Raw genomic sequence first — 19420 nt, 5'->3', positions numbered from 1 at the left:
AAAATCCACGGTGTGGTAGGACCACAGGCGGTTTTCCGTGTTTAATGAGTCCTATGAGCACCGCGACCGTCGGATACAGCGCCATCTCGAGCTACTCCCGCGTGGAGATCCTGCACCTCATCCAGGAGCAGCCCCGCCGGACGATCCTCGAGCTCCAGGAGGCCACCGACCTGCACCCCAACACCATCCGCGAGCACCTGGCACGCCTGATCTCCGACGGGTTCATCGTCGCCGAGAAGGAGCACCGCACCACCCGCGGCCGCCCCCGCGTGCTCTACAGCGCCGCTGACGGCGACGCGACCCGGAGCGCCATCCAGCGCCGCAAGGTGCGGGATGCCGCGCAGCGCGGCGACCTCATGCGACGCGTCCTGACTCTCGACGTGCCGGACGTGCTCGAGACCCGCGCCCTGCACCAGATCGACGCCCTCGTCGAGGAGCTCGAGGACGAGGGCTTCGACCCGATCATCGACGACGCCGCGCTGACCGTCGACCTCACCCCGTGCGCCCACGCGACGGCGCAGGCCGACCACCGCGAGGTACTGTGCAGCGTGCACCTGAGCCTGCTGCAGGGCGTGCTCACCGAGGCCGGTGGCCCGCTCGCCGTCGACGGCATGCGCTCCTCGTGCGACCCGTCGGTGTGCATCATCCAGCTGCTGCACGCAGCGACCACCCACGACTGACGCCGATCGGGCTGGGGCACGGCACCCGAGCCCGGCGTCAGACCCCGGCGGCCGCGATCAGGAGCGCCGCCGTCGAGCGCGCCAGCGCGGTGTCGTGATCGCGCTCGCGCAGCCGCATCGCGAGGTCTCCGCTGACGACGAGAAGCAGCCGCTCGGCAAGCTCGTCCGCGGCGGCGCCCGCGACGGGACGCGCGAGCGCCGTCAGCCGCGCCCGCATGCCCTCGGTGTCGGCGCGGACAGCGGATGCCACCTCCGGCGGCGGGTCGGCATACTCCGCGGCCGCCCCGAGGAAGGCGCACCAGCGCGACCCGCGTGGCTCGTCGCGGAACGCCGCCAGCGCGTCGAACACCGCCAGCAGGCGCTCCACGTCATCGGCGCTGCGCGCCACAGCGGCATCCCACGTCTCCAGCCACACCCGCTGCCGCCGCTCGAGCGCCGCCGCGAGCACCGCCTCTTTGCTGGGGAATCCGCGGTAGAGCGTCGCCGCCGACACGCCGGCACGCGCGATCACCGCATCGATCGGCGTCGCGGCGATGCCCTGCGTAAAGAAGAGGTCCTCGGCTGCCTCGAGGATGCGTTCCTCCGTGCGCGGCCGCATTCCCATGCCAGCACTCTATGCTCGGTAAAGTGAAACGGTCGTTTTTGTTTCGGCGGTGGGCCCTCGTCGCTTCGGGTGTCGCACTCATCGCGGCGACCTACGGCCTCGTGCGCCTCGCCTTCGGACTCCATCTGCCCGATATGAGCGACGACCTCGGGATAGACACCGGCGCGGCCGGCCTCATCTCGGCGGCGGGCTCGATCTCGTACGCGGTCGCCGCGGTGATCGGGTTCTTCGCCGCCGAGCGCCATCCCCGGCTCCTCGTGATCGCAGCGACCCTCACCGCAGGCGGCGGCGCCGTCGGGATCACCGTGGCGACGGATGCCGCGACCTGCGCCCCCGCGGCGGCGATCGCCTCGGCCGGGGCCGGGCTCGCCTCCCCCGCCCTCGTGCGCCTGGTCGCTCGCACCTTCGCCGAGCATGAGTCGAGCACGCCGCAGGCGATCGTCAACGCGGGAACCGGCCCGGGGCTCGTGGCCGCCGGCGCGACCGCCCTGGCCCTCACCCCCGACTGGCGCATGTGCTGGATGATCGCGGCCGTCGCCACCGCGGTGGCGGGGATCGCCGTCCTCATCACCGACCGCCCGCGCGAAAGCGCACCGGTCGACACGCGCGCGAACCGGCCCGCCATCCTCCCGCCGCGCGAATGGTGGGCGGCGCATCGGTCCGCGGTCGCGGCATCCGTCCTCCTCGGGGTCGGCGCGTCCGCGATCTGGAACTACGGCCGTACCGTCCTGGTCGAGGGGGGAGCATCGGAGGCGCAGTCGGTGACGTCCTGGATCCTGCTCGGATGCGGCGGCGCCGCCGTCATCGTCACGTCGCGGCTTCTGCGCGGGCTGCAGCCGCGCGCCCTCTGGCTGATCGGCGCGAGCCTCATCAGCGTGTCGACGCTGGCGATCGGCGCTGCCCCGGCCCAGGGCACGCTCTCCGCCGCAGCGTGCGCCGTGTTCGGGTGGGCGTACGTCACGGCGTCGGGGGCCCTCATCGGATGGACGACGCAGATCGATGCTGCCCACGCGGCAGCCGGCACAGCCCTGCTGTTCGTGACCTTCATGGTCGGCCAGGCGCTCGGAGCGGCGGTTCTCGGCGCCCTGCTCCCCCTCGCCGGGCCCGCGACCGGGTTCGCCGCCGCGGCCGCTCTGGGCATCGCCGGCGGCGCGAGCCTGGTCGCACCGGCCCGCCGCGAGGCGACCGCATCCCGCGTCTGAGCCTCGACCTCGGCCTAGCCGCCGATGGCGTTCATGCCGCGCGCAGGCTGCAGGAAGGCGGGGTCGTCGATCGCGTGACCGGCCTTCTTGCCCGCGATGCAGTTGCGCAGCACCTGATCGATCCGGTCGGCACGACCCTCGGGCGTCATCTCCGAGCGGAGAACCGGGAGCAGGTCGTACTCCTCGATCGAGAAGAGGCAGTTGCGCAGCTGACCGTCGGCCGTCAGCCGCATCCGGTCGCACGCACCGCAGAACGGCGCCGTCACCGACGCGATGACGCCGACCGTGTGCGGGCCGCCGTCGAGGCGCCATCGCTCGGCGGGCGCACCGCCACGCCCGGGGACGGGCTCGAGACTCCAGCGCGCGGACAGCGCCTCGAGGATCTCCTCTCGGGTGACCATGGTGGACCGGTCCCACGTATGCCCGGCATCGAGCGGCATCTGCTCGATGAAGCGCATCTGGGCGTCGTGCTCGACGGCGAAGGCCACGAGGTCGGCGAGCTCGTCGTCATTGACGCCGCGCATGGCCACCGCATTGATCTTCAGGGGGCGGAGCCCGGATGCCTGCGCGGCGCGCACGCCGTCGAGCACGTCGTCGAGGCGGTCACGACGCGTGAGGTTGCGGAACCGTTCACGGTCGAGGGTGTCGAGCGAGATGTTCAGGCGAGCCAGCCCGGCGGCGACGAGGTCGGGCAGCACCTGAGGCAGCCGGATGCCGTTGGTGGTCATGGCGATCTCGATCGGGCCGTCGGATGACTCGATCGCCGCGAGCCGCCGCACGATCTCGACGAGGTCCGTCCGCAGCAGCGGCTCGCCGCCCGTGAGCCGGAAGGTCGTGATGCCCGCCGCAGCCGCGACGGTGGCGATCTCGACGATCTCGTCGAGGGTGAGGATGCTCTGCCGAGCGAGCCACTCGTTGCCCTGCTCGGGCATGCAGTACGTGCAGCGCAGCGAGCAGCGGTCGGTCAGCGATATGCGCAGGTCGCGGTGGACCCGGGCGAATCTGTCGACGAGCGGCTCCCCCATGGGTCGAGCGTAAGCGGCTCCGGTGCACCCGCGGGTCGATCCCGCCCGATCGGCCCGCGCCGGCTGTGGTCTGACAGCACCTTGATAAGTGGTCAGACCACGCGTAGCATTATTCCCGGCCGCCCCTGAGACCGGGGAAAACCACACTCGATACCTTCAGCCTGTCGAAACCTTCGCCTCCCGAAAGGCACCTCCCGATGGACTTCCTCGATCCGCTCCTGCTGGCCCGCTGGCAGTTCGGTCTGACGACGCTTTACCACTACCTCTTCGTGCCGCTGACCCTCGGGATGGCTCTCGTCGTGGCGATCTTCCAGTCGGTGTGGCACCGCACCGGCAACGTGAAGTGGCTGCACCTGACGCGCCTGTTCGGCAAGATCTTCCTCATCAACTTCGCGATGGGCGTCGTCACGGGCATCGTGCAGGAGTTCCAGTTCGGCATGAACTGGTCGGCCTACTCGCGTTTCGTCGGCGACATCTTCGGCGCACCGCTGGCCTTCGAGGGCCTCCTCGCCTTCTTCTTCGAGGCGACCTTCATCGGCCTGTGGATCTTCGGCTGGGACAAGCTTCCGAAGGCGCTTCACCTGTTCTCCATCTGGATGGTCGTGCTGGGCTCGACCCTGTCGGCCTACTTCATCCTCGCGGCCAACGCGTTCATGCAGAACCCGGTGGGGTACCAGATGGCCGCCGACGGCGGCCGCGCCGAGCTCATCGACTTCGGGGCGGTCCTCACCAACCCGATCGTGCTGGCCGCCTTCCCGCACACGATCTTCGCCGCGTGGATGTTCGCCGCCGCCGTGGTCATCGCGGTCGCCGCCTGGCACCTCTCCCGCGCGCAGCACATCGAGACGATGCGTCCCGCGCTCCGCTTCGGCATGTGGGGCATGATCGTCTCGTTCGTCGGCGTCGCCCTCTCGGGCGATCAGCTGAGCCTCGTGATGGTGGCGACGCAACCCATGAAGATGGCCGCGGCCGAAGCCATGTTCAACAGCGCCTGCGGCGCGGATGCATCCTTCTCGATCTTCTCCATCGGAACGCCCGATGGCACCGAGGAGATCTGGTCGCTGCGCGTGCCGTACCTGCTGTCGTTCCTCTCGACCCACAGCTTCGACGGGTGCGTCGAAGGCCTCAACGACCTGCAGGCCCAGTACACCGAGACCTTCGGTGCGGGCGTCGACTACCGCCCGATCGTCTGGGTCACCTACTGGTCGTTCCGCTGGATGATCGGCCTCGGCGGTGTCGCCACCCTCATCTCTGTCGCCGGCCTCTGGCTGACCCGCAAGAAGGCTCAGCGTCCCGTGGCCCGCTGGATGTGGAAGGTCGCGATCTGGTCCGCTCCCCTCCCCCTCCTCGGCAGCCTCGTCGGCTGGGTCTTCACCGAGATGGGCCGCCAGCCCTGGATCGTGTTCAGCCTGATGCTGACCGAGGACGGCGTCTCACCGAACGTCCCCGGCTGGACGGTCCTGATCTCGCTGATCGCGTTCACCGCGGTCTATGCCTCGCTCGCCGTCGTCGAGTTCGGCCTCATCCGCAAGGCCGCACAGAAGGGCCCCGACCCATTGCCCGAGCCGGGCTCGCCCGAAGCCGAGAACCCCTCGGCGTCCCACACGCAGACCACCGTCTACTGAGGAGCACGACATGGATCTCGCATACGTCTGGTTCTTCATCGTCGGAGTCCTGTTCGTGGGCTACTTCGTCCTCGACGGGTTCGACTTCGGTGTCGGGATGTCGCTGCCCTTCCTCGGGAAGGACAACGTCTCACGGCGCCAGATCATCAACACGATCGGTCCGGTCTGGGATCTCAACGAGACCTGGGTCATCGTCGCGGGCGCGTGCCTCTTCGCGGCCTTCCCGGAGTGGTACGCGACCCTCTTCAGCGGGTTCTACCTGCCACTGCTGCTGATCCTCATCGCCCTGATCCTGCGCGGGGTCTCGTTCGAGTACCGCCACCAGCGCGATGATGCCACCTGGCGCAAGCGCTTCGACCTCATGATCGTCGTGGGCTCGGCGCTCCCCGCCTTCCTCTGGGGCGTCGCGGTCGCCAACATCGTCCAGGGCGTGCCGATCGACGCCGACAAGGAGTTCACCGGCACCCTGTTCACGCTGCTGAACCCCTACGGCCTGCTCGGCGGGGTCGTGACGCTCCTGCTGTTCTTCACGCACGGCGTCTACTTCGTCGCTCTCAAGACCGACGGTGACGTCCGCGAGCAGGCCCGCCGGCTCGCGACGAAGTCGGGACTGCTGACCCTCGTCGCGGCGGCCGTCTTCCTCGCCTGGACCGTGCTGTCGGCCATGGGGGCCCAGGCGCCGCTGCTGCCGCTGGTGTTCGTGACGGCCACCGTCGCCGCGGTCATGCTGATCGGGGCCATTCTCGCCAACGCGACCGGGCGTGAGGGCTGGGCCTTCGCGGGAGGTGCGGGAACCGTGATGTTCGCCGTCCTGACGCTGTGGCTCTCGCTCTTCCCGAACGTCATGCCGTCGTCGACGGATCCCGCATGGAACCTCACGATCGAGAACGCGTCGTCGACGGATTACACACTGACGATCATGACCTGGGCGGCCGTGATCTTCCTGCCACTCGTGCTCCTGTACCAGGGCTGGACGTACTGGGTCTTCCGCAAGCGCGTGACCCGGGCACGCATCGAAGAGGCCGAGCTCGTCACCCACTGACCGAGTGACGGGATGCCTCGGATCCGCGCGATCGCGCCGGACCCGAGGCATCCCGGTCCCGGGGTAAGGCAGGATCGAAGGGTGAGCATGGACGACCCCGAGGCGCCCGCGCGCTCGAGCGGACGACCCGTCGATCCGCGGCTGCTGCGCTACGCCCGCACCTCGCGCCTCTTCTTCGTCGCGATCGGCGCGATCGGCCTCGCCCAGACCGCTGTCGTCGTCGGGTTCGCCTGGCTGACCACGCAAGCGATCGTCGGAGCCATCGGCGGGATGCCGGTAGCCGACCTCATGCGCGTCCTCGCCGCCCTCGCCGCCGTCGTCGCCGCGCGCGCCGGGCTCCTCTGGCTGCGCGAGGCCGTCTCTGCTCGCGCCGCCGCCCGGGTGCGCAGCGAGCTGCGCGGCGGGCTCACCTCGGCCGTCGGTCGCCTCGGCCCCGGCTGGCTCGCGAACCGCAACTCTGCTCAGCTCGCGGTGACCGCGGGCCGCGGCCTCGACGCGCTCGACGCCTACTTCGGCCGCTACCTGCCGCAACTCGTCCTGACGGTCATCGCGACCCCGGTGCTCATCGCCGTCATCTGGTGGAGCGACTGGATCTCGGGCGTGACGGTCCTGCTCACGATGCCGTTGATCCCGCTGTTCATGGTGCTGATCGGACTCGCCACCCGCGCGGTGCAACGCGCGCAGTGGCAGACGCTCCGGCAGCTCGCCGCCCGCTTCGCCGACACCGTCCGCGGACTTTCGACCCTCACGGTGTTCGGCCGGCAGCACCGCGCCGCGTCGTCGATCGAACGGGTGACCGAGAACTACCGCATCGAGACGATGCGCGTGCTGCGGGTGTCGTTCCTGTCGGGCTTCGCGCTGGAGTTCCTCGCGTCGATCTCCGTCGCGATCGTGGCGGTGTCGATCGGCTTCCGGCTCATCGACGGCTCGCTCGCCCTGTCTGTCGGACTCTTCGTGCTGCTACTGGCCCCCGAGGCCTACCTGCCGCTTCGTCAGGTCGGGGTCCAGTTCCACGCCGCCGCAGAGGGTGTCGCGGCCACCGACGACGTCTTCGAGGTACTGGACGCGGCGCGCGCGCTGCCGCCGCAGGATGCCGCGAGCTCAGCGTCGACGACGGACGCCGCGACGAGCGTCGCGGCGGAGCGCGGCATCCTCCGCGCCCGTGAGCTCCAGGTGCGGCGCGGCGATTCGCTGCTCGCACCCGTGTCGTTCACGGCGAGGCCGGGCACGATCACGCTCCTGTCCGGGCCGAGCGGCGCGGGCAAGTCGAGCGTCTTCGCCGCGCTGCGCGGCGTCGCCCCGTTCGAAGGGGAGCTGACCCTCGACGGCGAGCAGGTTCCGCCGCCGGCGTCGTGGCTCGCCTGGGCCGGACAGGACGCGGGGCTGATCGCCGGCACCGTCGCCGAGAACGTCACGCTCGGCGCTTCGACGGACCGCGTCGCCGGGCCCGCGGGTGAGCGCGCCGTCGTCCGCGCGCTCACAGCCGCCGGCGCCGCTGACCTCGACCCGGCGCTCGAGCTCGGCGTGCGCGGCGCGGGCCTCTCCGGCGGGCAGGCGCAGCGCGTCGCGGTCGCCCGGGCTCTCTTCCGGCACGTGAACAGCGGTGCGCCGGTGGTCGCGCTCGACGAGCCGAGCGCCGCACTCGACGCCGAGACCGAGGCCGCGCTCTGGCAGAGCCTCCGCCGTGTCGCTGACGACGGCGCGACTGTCCTGCTCGTCTCGCACCGGGAGTCTGCCCGGTCGATCGCCGACGTCCTCGTCGACGTACGACCCCGATCGGAGGTGACGGCATGACCACGACGTCCGAGGTGCTCCGCGGCGCGATGCCCCCGCCGCGACGGTTCTGGCGCGCCCTCGCGACCGGGTTCGCCACGGAGGCCTCGGCCGTCGCGCTCCTCGCGTGCAGCGCGTGGCTCATCGTCCGTGCGAGCGAGCAGCCCGCGGTGATGTACGTGATGGCGGCCGTCGTCGGGGTGCGGGCGTTCGCGATCTCGCGTGCCGTCTTCCGCTACCTCGAGCGCCTCACGTCGCACGATGCGGCGCTGCGTCAGCTCGCAACGACGCGGACCGACCTCGTCCGACGCCTGATCCCGCTCGCACCCGACGGGCTCGGCCGCATCCGCCGCGGATCCGCGCTCTCCGCCCTCGTCGACGACGTCGACGACCTGCAGAACCTGCCGCTCCGAGTGGTGGAGCCGCTCGTGGCCTCGGCCACCGTCGCTCTCGCCGCCGTCGTCTTCGTCGCGACCGTCTCGTGGCCGGCCGGACTCACCCTGCTCGGCTGCCTCGTCGTCGCCGCGGCGGCGGCCACCGGCTGGGGCTGGGTCGCGGGTGCTCGCGCGGAGCGCACGATCGCCCCGCTCCGCGCCCGGCTCGCCGACGCCGTCGCCGACCATCTCGGAAGCCTGGACGTGCTGCTGGCGTACGGGGCCGAAGAGCAGAGCCGTCGCCGTGTCGAGGCAGCGGACGCCGACCTCCGACGTGCGGTCGTCCGCCGCGCCGGTGCGCAGGCCGGAAGCGCAGCCATCGTCTCGCTCGCCGCGGGCGCCGCATCGATCCTCGCCGTCATCGTCACCGCCCCGGATGTGACCGCCCTCGGCGGTCCGTGGCTGGCCGTCGCCGTCCTCGTGCCGATGGCCGTGTTCGAGGTCTTCCAGACGGTTCCGCTCGCAGCGGCATCCTGGCGTCAGGTGCACGCGTCGGCGGAACGGATCGCCGAGACCGTGCCCGGCGACATCCCATCGGGACTCGTTGCGAGCAGCGTCGCTCCCACGGGCGTCGCGCCCGCGCTCGGCGACGGACTCCACCTGCGCGACGTGTCGGTGACGTGGCCCGGAGCAGATCGGCCGGCCCTCGCGGGCGTCGACCTGGACGTCCGCCCGGGTGAACGCCTGCTCGTCGTCGGGTCGAGCGGTGCGGGCAAGTCGACGCTCGCGCATGCCCTCGTGCGCTTCCTCGACGTCGACGGGAGCTACCGGATCGGGCGCACTGACGTGCAAGGCCTCTCTCCCGACGACGTGCGGCTGACAGTGGGACTGTGCGAGCAGCAGCCGATGCTCTTCGACGAGGACATCCGCCAGAACCTCCTGTTCGCCCGCGACACCGCGACCGACGCCGAGCTGGAGGCAGTGCTCGAACGCGTCGGCCTGGGCGGCTGGCTGCGCGAGCGCGGCGGTCTCGACGCTCGCGTCGGCGAGCACGGCGCCCTCGTCTCGGGCGGCCAGGCGCAGCGCATCGCGCTCGCTCGGGCGCTGCTGCACGGCTTCCCCGTGCTCGTGCTCGACGAGCCGACGGCCGGGGTCGACCCCGCGGCATCCGACGCGCTGATGCGCGATCTGCTCTCGGCCGTCGACGAGGAGCGCGCCGTCGTGCTCATCTCGCACGTCCGGGTGCCGGGCTCGCTCGTCGACCGCACGGTCCGCATCTCCGACGGGCGCCTGCTCACCGGCTGACGCGCTCAACCCGAGGTCCCACTACGGCCGGGAAACCAGCCGGTCAACCCGGCCCAAGTGGGACTTCGCTCGCTGTGGCCCGCCGCAACCGCCCCTGCGCAACCCGAGGTCCCCATTGGGCCGGAAATCCAGCCGGCAAACCCAGCCCAACGGGGACCTCGGCGAGCCGCGTGACCGGGCCTCAGCGGTCGAGGTCGATGCCGAACGCCTGCGCGCCGGGCGACGAGGGCAGGCGCTCGAACCCCAGGCGGTCGTAGAAGGCGAGCGCCCCGTCGTTGGCCGCCGACGCGACCAGGTGCAGACGGATGACGCCCGACGCGCGGAGCTGCTCCGACACCCGGTCGATCAGCCGTCGCCCCCACCCCTGCCCCTGGGCCGCGGGCAGCAGGTCGATGTGCAGGTGCGCGGGATGGGTCGCGGCGAGCGGCTCGGCTCCGGGGCGTCGACCGTAGGCGTATCGCAGCGTCCCCGCCTGCCGCGAGGTGTCATCGGGCGAGGGCTCGGGCCAGCGGTCGGCGAACCGCGGCCACCACTCGGCGCGGAACCACTCCTCGAAGGCATCGGTGTCCGGCGTCGCGACGACGTAGCCGATCGCCCGGTCGTCATCGTCGGCCACGACGAAGGCGAAGTCGGGATGCCGCTCGGCGTAGGGCAGCACGAAGATCGCCCCCCAGATGTCGTCGTCGTCGAAGAGTCCGGTGGCATCGGAGCCGTGGTCGGCGGTCCGCAGACAGATCTCGCTCAGCGCGGCGTCATCGCCGGGCCGGACGGCGCGCATGTGGGGCATTCCCCCATCGTGCCACTCAGTCCCATGTGATCGCGGCGGTCGGCAGCGAGAGCTGCACGAGGCCGCCCGCGCCGAGGTCCGCGGCCAGATCCACCGGGATGTCGACCGCCGCCGGCGGATCGGAGACGATCACCCGGACTCCGCCGACGGTGGGCTCGAGCCGAACGACGCGAGCCCGCCACACGACGCGGTCGGCGTCCGACGGCGCAGCCCCCGACCGCGCGAGCCCGTCGCCGGCCGCGACCCCCTCGAGCCGGACGTCGCTCGGGCGGAACAGAGCGGCAGCGGCACCACCGTCCGCGCCGGGCCGGGGCACCGCGAGGGTGCCGGCCTGCCAGACCGCGTCATCGCCCTGGCCGACCACGTTGCCGACGACACGGTTGACTCCCGCGATGGCAGCACCGAACGCCGTGGCGGGGGTCCGCAGCACCTCTCGGACGGCGCCGCTCTGGGTCACGAGTCCCGCTTCGAGCACCACCAGCCGATCGGCCACCGCCGCCGCATCGAGGGCGTCGTGGCTGACGATCACGGCCGTCGCCCCGGCAGCCCGCAGCTGTTCGCCGAGCATCGCCCGCAGTGACGCGGCCGTCGCCGGATCGAGCGCCGTGAACGGCTCGTCGAGCAGGATGACGCGGGGCCGCGCCGCGAGCGCGCGGGCGAGGGCGACGCGCTGCTGCTGCCCCCCGGAGAGCTCCCGGGGATGCCGGCCGCCGACCCCCGCGAGCCCGACCCGATCGAGCCATTCGTCGGCGATGAGGCGCGCCCGACGTGCCGGCTCTTTGCGAGAGCGGAGCCCGAAGGCCACGTTCTCGCGCGCCGAGAGGTGCGGGAAGAGGCCGGGGTCCTGACGCAGCATCACGATGCCGCGGTGCTGCGGCGCCACGCGCCGGCGGGGGCTCTCGACCTCGTCGTCGTCGACGCGGATCGATCCCGCGTCGAGCGGCACGAGGCCCGCGATCGCCTCGAGCACCGTCGTCTTCCCCGCGCCGCTCGGCCCCATGACCGCGACGACCTCCCCCGGTTCGGCGACGAGGTCGACGGTCACGGTGAGGCCGGGCCGCTGCACCCGGACGCGTGCCGTGAGCCGGGCACTCATCGGGCACCGCCCGGCCGCCAGGCCCGCACGAGCAGAAGCGCGGCAATCGCCGTGATGAGCAGGAGGAGCGACAGTGCCACAGCCGTGCCCTGCGACACCCCGGCACCGTTGAACGCCGTGTAGATCGCCAGCGGCATCGTCTGCGTGACGCCGGGCGCGTTGCCGGCGAACAGTGCGGTGGCGCCGAACTCGCCGAGGGCGCGGGCGAAGCACAGCACGGTCCCCGCGATGAGCCCGGGCGCTGCGAGCGGCAGGGTGACCCGGAACAGGATGCGCCACCGTCCCGCCCCGAGCGCAGCCGCGGTCTGCTCGTACCCGACTCCCGTGGCCCGGAGTGCGCCCTCGAGCGCGAGCACGAGGAAGGGCAGAGCGACGAAAGTCTGCGCGATCACGACAGCCACGGTGGTGAACGGGATGCGGATGCCGGCTTCGCCGAGCATCGCGCCCAGCCAGCCGGTCCGCCCGAACAGGAACAGCAGGGCGACGCCGCCGACCATGGGGGGCAGCACGAGCGGGACCGTCACGATGGCGCGCAGCACCGCCGCACCGCGGGCGCCTGCCCGGGCGATCGTCAGGGCGAGCGGAACGCCGAGCACGATGCACGCAGCGGTGGCCGCGAGCGCGGTCTGCAGCGAGAGCGCGAGCGCCGCGCCGGCCTCGGGCGACGTGACGTCGGTCCACACCGTCGCGGGGTCGACGCGGCCCACCAGTGCGGCCAGCGGGACCACGAGCAGCGCGAGCCCGACGACCGCCGGCACGAGAAGGACGCGCGGCACATACCCCGGCGCGCTGCGGCGCGTCGTCCGGTGACCGCCGGCCCCGCCGCCGCTCACGGCGCCCCGAAGCCGAGACGGCGCAGCACCGCCTGGCCGTCTTCGGACAGCACGTAGGCGACGAACTCCGCGGCGGCCTCGGGCGACCGCGCGTCGGCGAGCGCCGCGATCGGATACCGGTTGACGACTCGCTCAGCGCCGGCGACCTCCACCGTCTCGACATCGCCGGTGAGGGCGGCATCCGTGACGTAGACGAGGCCGGCATCGGCCTCGCCGCCCACGACCTTCGTCAGCACCGCGGTGACGTTCTGCTCGTAGCTGTCGACGCTCGGAGTGACACCGGCGTCGCGGAGAAGCGTCTCCGAGGCCGCGCCGCACGGCACCGCCTGTGCGCACAGCACGACGGTGCGGTCGGCGTCGGCGAGGTCTGCCAGGCCGGTGATCGAACCGGGGTTCCCGGCCGGCACCACGAGGGCGAGCCGGTTCGTCGCGAAGACGTCCGGGGCGGCGGCGAGCCCGGCGTCGACGACCTTCTGCATGTTCGCCTCGTCGGCCGAGGCGAAGACGTCGCCGGGGGCGCCCTCGATCAGCTGCGTCGCGAGCGTCGACGACCCGTCGTAGCTGATGGGCGAGATCGTGACGGAGGGATGCCGCTGCTCGAACTGCGACGCCAGCTCGTCGAATCCGGTCTTCAGCGACGCGGCAGCGAAGACGGTGACCTCGCCCGAGACCTCGGATTCCGCGGTGCCCGGCCCCGACTCCGCGACGCCGCCCGCGGCGCACCCCGCCAGGAGGAGCATGACAGCCCCGAGGGCGGCGACGGCGGTTCGTCGTGCGCGCACGGCTCAGTCCTTCGGAGTCTCGACCACGACCGTCGTGGCCTTCACGACCGCGACCGCGAGCGATCCGGGTTCGAGCTCGAGTTCGCGCGCCGCCTCGGCCGACATGAGCGACACGATGCGGTGCGGTCCCGACTGCACGTCGACCTGGGCCATCACCCCGTCGATCTGCACGCGGGTGACAAGGCCGACGAAGCGGTTGCGGGCGCTCGAGAGTCGGTCGGAGGGGTCCGCCGCGGCGGAAGCGAGCTCGACCGCGTGCGCGGCGAGCGCGTCGCCGGGCACCCTCGCCGGGCTGTCACCCGAGACCGGAAGGACACCCTGCTCGATCCAGCGGCGCACGGTGTCGTCGCTGACTCCGAGCAGGCGGGCCGCCTCCGAGATGCGATACGTCGTCATGGGCCGAACATACCCGCATCTGCGGAGCAGAAGGGGCGAATCCGCCGCATCCACGGACGCTCGCCCGGGTCCCGCCCACGTCCGCCCCCGCTACCCCTATGCGCGTCTAGCCTGATCCCATGACCCTGCCGCCCCTCGTCGATCCCGCCGAGACCCTGTCGAATCGTGAGCGCGAGCGCACCGCGAGGCATGCCGTCCTCGCGGGCCTGGGCGACCAGGGTCAGCGACGGCTGGCGGCGGCCCGCGTCGCGGTCGTCGGCGCCGGCGGTCTCGGCTCGCCGGTGATCCTCGCCCTCGCCGCCGCCGGGGTCGGGACGATCACCGTCATCGACGACGACATGGTCGAGTACGCCAATCTCCAGCGGCAGGTGATCCATCGCGTCGACGACGTCGGTTCACCGAAGGTCGCCTCCGCGGTCCGAGCCGCCACCGCATTGTCGCCCGAGACCCGGATCGAGACGCGCCGCGAGCGGCTGGATGCCGATAACGCGTCGCGTCTGCTGGCGGGGAGCGACCTCGTCATCGACGGCACGGACACGTTCGAGACCCGCACCGTCGTGGCCGCGGCATGCGCGGCACTCGGGCTGCCGCTCGTCTGGGGCGTCATCCAGGAGTTCCACGCGCAGGTCACCGTCTTCTGGACCGCGCCGCCGGCAGGCGTTCCGGCCGTCGGCCTCGACGACCTCTACCCCGCGGGCAGCGCGGACGACCTGCCGACGTGCGCCGAGGTGGGCGTGCTCGGGTCCCTCTGCATGACGGTGGGCGGCATGCTCGCGACCGAGGCGATCAAGCTCATCACCGGGGTCGGCGAACCGCTCCTCGGCCGGCTGGTCGTCGTCGATGCCCTCACCGGCACTCAGCGCGAGGTGCCGCTGCGCGCGGCGTCGCGTGCGGCGTCCCCGGCCGCGGTTCCTCCGCCCCCTGCAGAGCCGAGACGGACGGCGGCACCCGAGGTCGATCTCGAGCAGCTCCGAGCGCAGCAGTCCGTCGGCGCGGTGGTGCTCGATGTGCGGGAGCCCCACGAGACGGCGACCGGTGTGCTGCCCGGTTCGGTGCTGGTACCGCTCGGCGAGCTCCTCGCTGATCCGAGCCTCGCCGGTGCCGACCGGGTCGTGGTGGTGTGCGCGCACGGCATCCGCGCCCATCGCGCTGCGGATGCCCTCCGGGGCCGCGGTGTCGCGGCATCCGTGCTCGCGGGCGGGCTCGCACGGTGGCAGTCGTGAGCGGCGGGCTGCGAAGCGTCGAGGAGCAGCTCGCGGACGTCCTCGCCGCCGTCCGCCCGCTGCCGACCCGCACGGCCGGGCTCGCCGACGCCGCCGGCTGCGTCTTGCGCGAGGCCGCGATCGCGCGCGGGGGGATCCCCGACTTCGACAACTCGGCGATGGACGGCTTCGCGGTGCGCTTCGACGACGTCGCGACGGCATCCGTCGAGCAGCCCGTCGACCTCGCGATCGTCGCCGATCTGCCGGCGGGCACGGCGGACGATCCGCATCTGACCCCCGGCGAGGCCGCACGCATCATGACGGGATCCCCGGTGCCCAGCAGCGCCGACACCATCGTGCCGTTCGAAGACACCGCGGGCGGCCTCGGTGATTCGCTGACGACCGCACGCGTGCTCACCGCCCCCGCGAGGCGGGGCATGTTCGTCCGGCGCGCACACGACGACATCCGCCCCGGCGACACGGTGCTGGACGCCGGGACGCTGCTCGGCCCGCGGCAGCTGGCGGCCCTCGCCGCCGCCGACATCGCCCGGGTCACCGTCTCGGAGGCTCCGCGCGTCGTCGTCATCTCGACCGGCAGCGAGCTCGTCGAGCCCGGCTTCCCACGCATCCGCGGACAGATCCCCGAGTCGAACGGCCTGCTGCTCCAAGCGCTCACCCGTCAGGCGGGCGGTACGGTCGTCCGCCGCGTGCACGTCGACGACGGCGGCGCCGCCTTCCGGCACGAGATCGCCGCGGCCACGACCGGCGGATCCCGAGCGGACGTCGTCATCACCTCGGGCGGGGTGAGCGCGGGCGCCTACGAGGTCGTCAAGACCGAACTGGGCGACGCGCTGCGTTTCTCGCGGGTGGCGATGCAGCCGGGCAAGCCGCAGGCCTTCGGGGTCCTGCCGTCGGGAACGCTCGTCTTCGGCCTGCCGGGCAACCCGGTGAGTGCGGCGGTCTCGTTCGAGGTGTTCGTGCGGCCCGCCCTGCTCGCCCTCCAGGGGCGCTCCGACCTGCAGCGGCCGGCTCTGCGCCTCCCCGCGGGCGAGTCCTGGCGCACACCGCCGGGCCGCCGACAGTACCTCCCCGCGATCATCGACCGCACCGACCCCGCGCGCTGGTCTGTGCGTCCGGCGACACCCGGCGGCTCGGGGTCGCACCTCGCGGGAGCCCTCGCCCTCGCCGAGGCGTACGCGGTCGTCCCGGCGGCGACCGCGGTCGTCGCGTGCGGCGACCTCGTCGACGTCGTGCTGCTGGAAGGATGAGGGCATGAGCTTCACACACCTCGACGACGCCGGTCACGCCCGTATGGTCGACGTCACCGCGAAGCAGCCGACCGTCCGCGCGGCGACCGCACGCGGATTCGTGCGATGCTCGCCCGAGGTCGTCGCAGCACTGCGCGACGGTGCCGTGCCGAAGGGCGATGTCCTCGCCGTCGCGCGCATCGCCGGCATCCAGGCCGCCAAGCGCACCCCGGACCTGCTTCCGCTGGCGCATGTGATCGGCGTGCACGGGGTCGTCGTCGATCTCGACATCACCGACGACGGGATCGAGATCGAGGCGACGGCGCGCACCGCCGACCGCACCGGCGTCGAGATGGAGGCGCTCACCTCGGTCTCGGTCGCCGCCCTCGCCGTCGTCGACATGGTGAAGGGCATGGATAAGGCGACCTCGATCGAGAACGTCCGGATCACCGCGAAGACCGGTGGCCGCAGCGGCGACTGGCGACGCCCGGACGAGGACGCCTGATGGCGCGCGTGCGCTATTTCGCCGCCGCCGCTGAGCGCGCCGGCCGGAACGACGAGAACCGCTCCGAGGTCACCCTCGGCGCCCTGCGCGACTCGCTCTCGCGCGAGCACCCCGGGTTGGGGGCGATCCTGCCGAAATGCGCCGTGCTGGTCGATGGCGCGCGCGTGTCCGACACCACCGAGATCGGACCCGACGTCACCGTCGACATCCTGCCGCCGTTCGCCGGCGGCTGAGACCGCCCGCGAAAGGCGCGATCAGCCGCCGATCCCCTTCCACGCCGTCGTGCCGTCGGCCTCGATCTGCTGCTTCCAGATCGGCAGCTCGCGTTTGATCGCCTCGATCAGCTCGCGGCACACCTCGAACGCGTCGCCCCGGTGCGCCGTGCCCACCGCGATGACGACCGCCGCATCGCCCACCGCGAGGTCGCCGATGCGGTGACTGACCGCCACCGCGCCGTCACGTCCGGCGAGCGCGGTCGCGGCGATCGAACGCAGCGTCGCCTCGGCGTCGGGGTGGGCCTCGTAGTGCAGCGCGGCGACCGTGCCCGCGGCATCCGGGTCGTGGTCGCGCACGGTACCGACGAAGCTCGTCACCGCTCCGACGGCGGATGACTCGACGGCCTCGAGGTGCTGGGAGACGTCGAGACGCTCCGCGGTGATACGGGCGATGCGGATCTCGCCCATCAGTGATCGTGCCCGTCGAGCTGGGCGACGACGTGCCCGGCGATACCCGTCACCACGTCCATGCCGGATGCCACGGCGCGCGGCGACCCCGGCAGGTTCACGATGAGCGTTCGGCCGGCCACCCCGGCACGTCCGCGTGAGAGCACCGCAGTGGGCGTCTCGGCGACGCCGCGGCGTCGCAGCTCTTCGGCCACACCGGGCAGCTCGCGCTCGATGACCTCGCCGGTACCCTCGGGAGTCTCGTCGCGCGGCGCCACACCCGTGCCGCCCGTCGTCACGATGAGACGTGCGCCCGCGGAGACCGCGGCGCGCAGAGCCGCCGCGACCGAGGCCGCGCCGTCGGCGACGATCGTCGGGTCGCCGCATCGCCACCCCGCGGCGCGAAGAGCCTCGACCGCGACCGGGCCGGCCGCATCCGGGCGTTCACCGCGCGCTGAGCGATCGGACACGGTGATGACGGCGGCTTCGCGGCTCATGACCCCACCCTAGAAGCGTCCGCGCCCGCGGGGGCGGTGTCATCGTCGGCGTGGGTGTTCTCGACGGCGATCCGCCCCTCCTCGACCTTGCCCTCGGCCATCTCGGTGATGCGCGTCGCCATCGCCGTGAAGATGAGACCGTGGAACGGCAGCACGCCGAGCCAATACAGCCGCCCGGCCAGCCCGCGCGGGAAAAAGATCGCGCGCTGCTCATACCGGGCACCGCCATCGCGCGGTGCGACTTTGAGCTCCAGCCAGGCCTCCCCCGGCACCCGCATCTCGGCACGCAGCCGCAGCAGGCGGCCCTCCTCGACGGCCTCGACGCGCCAGAAGTCGATCGCATCCCCCACCCGCACCTTTCCCCGGCTGCGGCGCCCGCGCGCGAGGCCGATGCCGCCGACGAGACGGTCCATCCAGCCACGGATCTCCCACAGCGCGCGAGCCGAGTACCAGCCGTTCGTCCCGCCGATGCCGGCGATCACCTCCCAGAGCCGTTCGGGCGACGCGCTCGTTTCGGCGGAGCGCTCGTCGGTGAACACGGTGCGGCCCGCCCATTCGGGGTCGCTCGGCAGCGGATCGCTCGGCGCGCCGAGCACGTCGGCGTCCTGCCAGCTCGTCTCGACCTCGTCGGCGTCCACCCGGCCCAGCGCCAGCCGCACGCTCGTCCGGTACGACGTCAGGCCGCCCTCGGGCTGCGGGATGATGTCGTCGATGTCGTGGTCGTCCATGACGCACTCGTTCTGAAGCGACGCGATGAGCGGGCGGGCGATGGCGCGCGGTACCGGCGTCACGAGGTTGACCCAGTGGGAGGCCAGCCCGGGCGTCAGCACCGGCAAGGCCGCGATCGCGCGCTGCCGCAGGCCCGCCTCGAGGGCATAGCCGTTCATCATCTGTCCGTACCGCAAGACGTCGGGACCGCCGATGTCGACGGCTCGGTTCAGCTCAGGATCGACGCGGGCTGCACCGAGCAGATAGTGCAGGACGTCTCGCACGGCGATCGGCTGGATGCGGTTGCGCACCCACTTCGGCGCCGGCATGTACGGCAGCACATCGGTGAGATGACGCACCATCTCGAACGACGCCGACCCCGACCCGATGACGACTCCCGCCTGCAGCACGAGGGTGGGCACGCCGGACTCCAGCAGGATCTCACCGACCTCCACGCGCGAGCGCAGGTGCGGCGACAACTCGGCGTCGGAGGGGTGCAGGCCACCGAGATAGACGATGCGCTTCACGGATGCCGCCGCCGCGGCGTCAGCGACCGTGCGGGCGGCCCGCTCGTCGGCCTCCTCGAACCCGGCCCCCGCTCCCATCGAGTGGATGAGGTAGTAGACAACATCCACGTCGTCGACGGCCTCGGCGACGGCATCCGCGTCGTCCGCCGAGCCGCCCACGATCTGGACGGCGTCTCCCCACGGGAAGCTGGCGACCCGCTCGGGCGTCCGGGCCAGCACGCGCACGCGGTACCCCGCCGCAACGAGGCGAGGCACCAGCCGTCCGCCGATGTACCCGGTGGCGCCGAGGACGAGGGCTCGCGGGGCGGATCCGTCCGGTCGGGGCTGCGCCTGCAGCTCGGGCTCGTGTCCGGTGGGTGCGGTCAGCTCGGTCATGATCAGACGGTAGGCGTCCGTCGGCCCCGTCCGACACGACTTGACACGTGACGGATGGGCGGTCGCCGGTCGGATGTCTGGACCGCTTCGCCTCACGCGCGCGCGATAGGCGGCGACGCACCGGACCGCAACGCCCGTCCCCGAGGTTGCGCACGACCCCGCACCGGGGTCTA

At 72.3% G+C, this 19420-nt stretch carries 20 protein-coding genes; 10 read left to right on the top strand and 10 right to left on the bottom strand.

Annotated features, from left to right (window positions below; all coding sequences use genetic code 11):
- Positions 1–53: 53 nt before the first annotated feature.
- Positions 54–680 carry a helix-turn-helix transcriptional regulator gene (locus O1W71_RS08765; RefSeq protein WP_112613567.1) on the top strand — a complete coding sequence of 209 codons (627 nt, stop codon included), beginning with the start codon at positions 54–56 and terminating at the stop codon, positions 678–680.
- Positions 681–717: 37 nt separating this feature from the next.
- Here the strand turns inward: O1W71_RS08765 and O1W71_RS08760 are convergent, their stop codons facing one another.
- Positions 718–1284, bottom strand: coding sequence for a TetR/AcrR family transcriptional regulator (locus O1W71_RS08760; RefSeq protein WP_269267463.1), 567 nt, complete (start codon positions 1282–1284; stop codon positions 718–720).
- Positions 1285–1307: 23 nt separating this feature from the next.
- On the opposite strand from O1W71_RS08760, the gene O1W71_RS08755 reads away from it, so the two are divergent.
- Entirely contained in the window at positions 1308–2486 is a 1179-nt protein-coding gene (locus O1W71_RS08755; RefSeq protein WP_269267462.1) for an MFS transporter, read from the top strand.
- 14 nt (positions 2487–2500) lie between these two features.
- Here the strand turns inward: O1W71_RS08755 and moaA are convergent, their stop codons facing one another.
- Positions 2501–3511 carry a GTP 3',8-cyclase MoaA gene (gene moaA / locus O1W71_RS08750; protein ID WP_269267460.1) on the bottom strand — a complete coding sequence of 337 codons (1011 nt, stop codon included), beginning with the start codon at positions 3509–3511 and terminating at the stop codon, positions 2501–2503.
- 197 nt (positions 3512–3708) lie between these two features.
- Here moaA and O1W71_RS08745 point away from each other — a divergent pair, with 197 nt between their 5' ends.
- From O1W71_RS08745 to cydC, 4 genes are all read left to right on the top strand, one after another.
- The gene (locus O1W71_RS08745) at positions 3709–5136 is read left to right on the top strand and encodes a cytochrome ubiquinol oxidase subunit I (protein ID WP_112613559.1); all 1428 of its coding nucleotides are present in this window, start codon (positions 3709–3711) and stop codon (positions 5134–5136) included.
- Positions 5137–5146: 10 nt separating this feature from the next.
- A complete protein-coding gene (gene cydB, locus O1W71_RS08740; RefSeq protein WP_112613557.1) occupies positions 5147–6178 on the top strand; it encodes a cytochrome d ubiquinol oxidase subunit II in 1032 nt (343 codons plus the stop codon).
- Between the two features lie 87 nt (positions 6179–6265).
- Complete coding sequence (gene cydD / locus O1W71_RS08735) at positions 6266–7972, top strand: thiol reductant ABC exporter subunit CydD (RefSeq protein WP_269267546.1); 1707 nt, start codon at positions 6266–6268, stop codon at positions 7970–7972.
- On the top strand, positions 7969–9630 hold the full coding sequence (gene cydC / locus O1W71_RS08730) for a thiol reductant ABC exporter subunit CydC (protein WP_112613553.1): 1662 nt from the start codon (positions 7969–7971) through the stop codon (positions 9628–9630). Before cydD ends, cydC begins: the two co-directional genes overlap by 4 nt.
- 181 nt (positions 9631–9811) lie before the next feature.
- On the opposite strand, the gene O1W71_RS08725 is transcribed toward cydC, so the two are convergent.
- Genes O1W71_RS08725 through O1W71_RS08705 form a run of 5 tightly spaced genes read right to left on the bottom strand, consistent with a single transcriptional unit; the run spans position 9812 to position 13524 of the window.
- Positions 9812–10417 (bottom strand): GNAT family N-acetyltransferase, encoded by a 606-nt coding sequence (locus tag O1W71_RS08725; protein WP_269267459.1) that lies wholly within the window; start codon positions 10415–10417, stop codon positions 9812–9814.
- Positions 10418–10433: 16 nt separating this feature from the next.
- The gene (locus tag O1W71_RS08720) at positions 10434–11513 is read right to left on the bottom strand and encodes an ABC transporter ATP-binding protein (protein WP_269267458.1); all 1080 of its coding nucleotides are present in this window, start codon (positions 11511–11513) and stop codon (positions 10434–10436) included.
- On the bottom strand, positions 11510–12289 hold the full coding sequence (locus O1W71_RS08715) for an ABC transporter permease (protein ID WP_269267457.1): 780 nt from the start codon (positions 12287–12289) through the stop codon (positions 11510–11512). Before O1W71_RS08715 ends, O1W71_RS08720 begins: the two co-directional genes overlap by 4 nt.
- 53 nt (positions 12290–12342) lie before the next feature.
- A complete protein-coding gene (modA, locus tag O1W71_RS08710; protein WP_269267456.1) occupies positions 12343–13128 on the bottom strand; it encodes a molybdate ABC transporter substrate-binding protein in 786 nt (261 codons plus the stop codon).
- A gap of 3 nt (positions 13129–13131) precedes the next feature.
- On the bottom strand, positions 13132–13524 hold the full coding sequence (locus tag O1W71_RS08705) for a TOBE domain-containing protein (RefSeq protein WP_112613545.1): 393 nt from the start codon (positions 13522–13524) through the stop codon (positions 13132–13134).
- Positions 13525–13643: 119 nt separating this feature from the next.
- Between O1W71_RS08705 and O1W71_RS08700 the strand changes: the two genes are divergently transcribed.
- From O1W71_RS08700 to O1W71_RS08685, 4 genes are read left to right on the top strand one after another with little or no spacing between them, the layout of a single operon-like run.
- A complete protein-coding gene (locus O1W71_RS08700) occupies positions 13644–14747 on the top strand; it encodes a ThiF family adenylyltransferase (protein ID WP_269267455.1) in 1104 nt (367 codons plus the stop codon).
- Positions 14735–15994 carry a molybdopterin molybdotransferase MoeA gene (locus O1W71_RS08695; protein WP_442924086.1) on the top strand — a complete coding sequence of 420 codons (1260 nt, stop codon included), beginning with the start codon at positions 14735–14737 and terminating at the stop codon, positions 15992–15994. Before O1W71_RS08700 ends, O1W71_RS08695 begins: the two co-directional genes overlap by 13 nt.
- Positions 15995–15998: 4 nt before the next feature.
- Positions 15999–16478 carry a cyclic pyranopterin monophosphate synthase MoaC gene (gene moaC / locus O1W71_RS08690; RefSeq protein WP_269267454.1) on the top strand — a complete coding sequence of 160 codons (480 nt, stop codon included), beginning with the start codon at positions 15999–16001 and terminating at the stop codon, positions 16476–16478.
- Complete coding sequence (locus tag O1W71_RS08685; RefSeq protein ID WP_269267453.1) at positions 16478–16711, top strand: MoaD/ThiS family protein; 234 nt, start codon at positions 16478–16480, stop codon at positions 16709–16711. The genes moaC and O1W71_RS08685 overlap by 1 nt, the downstream gene beginning before the upstream one ends.
- A 21-nt stretch (positions 16712–16732) precedes the next feature.
- Here the strand turns inward: O1W71_RS08685 and O1W71_RS08680 are convergent, their stop codons facing one another.
- From O1W71_RS08680 to O1W71_RS08670, 3 genes are read right to left on the bottom strand one after another with little or no spacing between them, the layout of a single operon-like run.
- On the bottom strand, positions 16733–17161 hold the full coding sequence (locus O1W71_RS08680) for a molybdenum cofactor biosynthesis protein MoaE (RefSeq protein WP_269267452.1): 429 nt from the start codon (positions 17159–17161) through the stop codon (positions 16733–16735).
- Positions 17161–17637, bottom strand: a complete 477-nt coding sequence (locus O1W71_RS08675; protein WP_269267451.1) for a MogA/MoaB family molybdenum cofactor biosynthesis protein — start codon at positions 17635–17637, stop codon at positions 17161–17163. Before O1W71_RS08675 ends, O1W71_RS08680 begins: the two co-directional genes overlap by 1 nt.
- Positions 17634–19247, bottom strand: coding sequence for an SDR family oxidoreductase (locus O1W71_RS08670; protein WP_269267450.1), 1614 nt, complete (start codon positions 19245–19247; stop codon positions 17634–17636). Before O1W71_RS08670 ends, O1W71_RS08675 begins: the two co-directional genes overlap by 4 nt.
- Between the last annotated feature and the right edge of the window lie 173 nt (positions 19248–19420).

This window comes from Microbacterium sp. H37-C3 (genome assembly GCF_027157935.1).
Taxonomy (GTDB): domain Bacteria; phylum Actinomycetota; class Actinomycetes; order Actinomycetales; family Microbacteriaceae; genus Microbacterium; species Microbacterium plantarum.
This window is presented reverse-complemented; position numbering and strand designations above follow the sequence as displayed.

What these genes read in the sequence shown, in the direction of transcription:
- O1W71_RS08765 (WP_112613567.1), top strand. Translation starts at nt 54, where the DNA reads ATGAGCACCGCGACCGTCGGATACAGCGCCATCTCGAGCTACTCCCGC.
- O1W71_RS08760 (WP_269267463.1), bottom strand. Translation starts at nt 1,284, where the DNA reads ATGGGAATGCGGCCGCGCACGGAGGAACGCATCCTCGAGGCAGCCGAG.
- moaA (WP_269267460.1), bottom strand. Translation starts at nt 3,511, where the DNA reads ATGGGGGAGCCGCTCGTCGACAGATTCGCCCGGGTCCACCGCGACCTG.
- O1W71_RS08745 (WP_112613559.1), top strand. Translation starts at nt 3,709, where the DNA reads ATGGACTTCCTCGATCCGCTCCTGCTGGCCCGCTGGCAGTTCGGTCTG.
- cydB (WP_112613557.1), top strand. Translation starts at nt 5,147, where the DNA reads ATGGATCTCGCATACGTCTGGTTCTTCATCGTCGGAGTCCTGTTCGTG.
- cydD (WP_269267546.1), top strand. Translation starts at nt 6,266, where the DNA reads ATGGACGACCCCGAGGCGCCCGCGCGCTCGAGCGGACGACCCGTCGAT.
- cydC (WP_112613553.1), top strand. Translation starts at nt 7,969, where the DNA reads ATGACCACGACGTCCGAGGTGCTCCGCGGCGCGATGCCCCCGCCGCGA.
- O1W71_RS08725 (WP_269267459.1), bottom strand. Translation starts at nt 10,417, where the DNA reads ATGCCCCACATGCGCGCCGTCCGGCCCGGCGATGACGCCGCGCTGAGC.
- O1W71_RS08720 (WP_269267458.1), bottom strand. Translation starts at nt 11,513, where the DNA reads ATGAGTGCCCGGCTCACGGCACGCGTCCGGGTGCAGCGGCCCGGCCTC.
- O1W71_RS08705 (WP_112613545.1), bottom strand. Translation starts at nt 13,524, where the DNA reads ATGACGACGTATCGCATCTCGGAGGCGGCCCGCCTGCTCGGAGTCAGC.
- O1W71_RS08700 (WP_269267455.1), top strand. Translation starts at nt 13,644, where the DNA reads ATGACCCTGCCGCCCCTCGTCGATCCCGCCGAGACCCTGTCGAATCGT.
- moaC (WP_269267454.1), top strand. Translation starts at nt 15,999, where the DNA reads ATGAGCTTCACACACCTCGACGACGCCGGTCACGCCCGTATGGTCGAC.
- O1W71_RS08685 (WP_269267453.1), top strand. Translation starts at nt 16,478, where the DNA reads ATGGCGCGCGTGCGCTATTTCGCCGCCGCCGCTGAGCGCGCCGGCCGG.
- O1W71_RS08680 (WP_269267452.1), bottom strand. Translation starts at nt 17,161, where the DNA reads ATGGGCGAGATCCGCATCGCCCGTATCACCGCGGAGCGTCTCGACGTC.
- O1W71_RS08675 (WP_269267451.1), bottom strand. Translation starts at nt 17,637, where the DNA reads ATGAGCCGCGAAGCCGCCGTCATCACCGTGTCCGATCGCTCAGCGCGC.
- O1W71_RS08670 (WP_269267450.1), bottom strand. Translation starts at nt 19,247, where the DNA reads ATGACCGAGCTGACCGCACCCACCGGACACGAGCCCGAGCTGCAGGCG.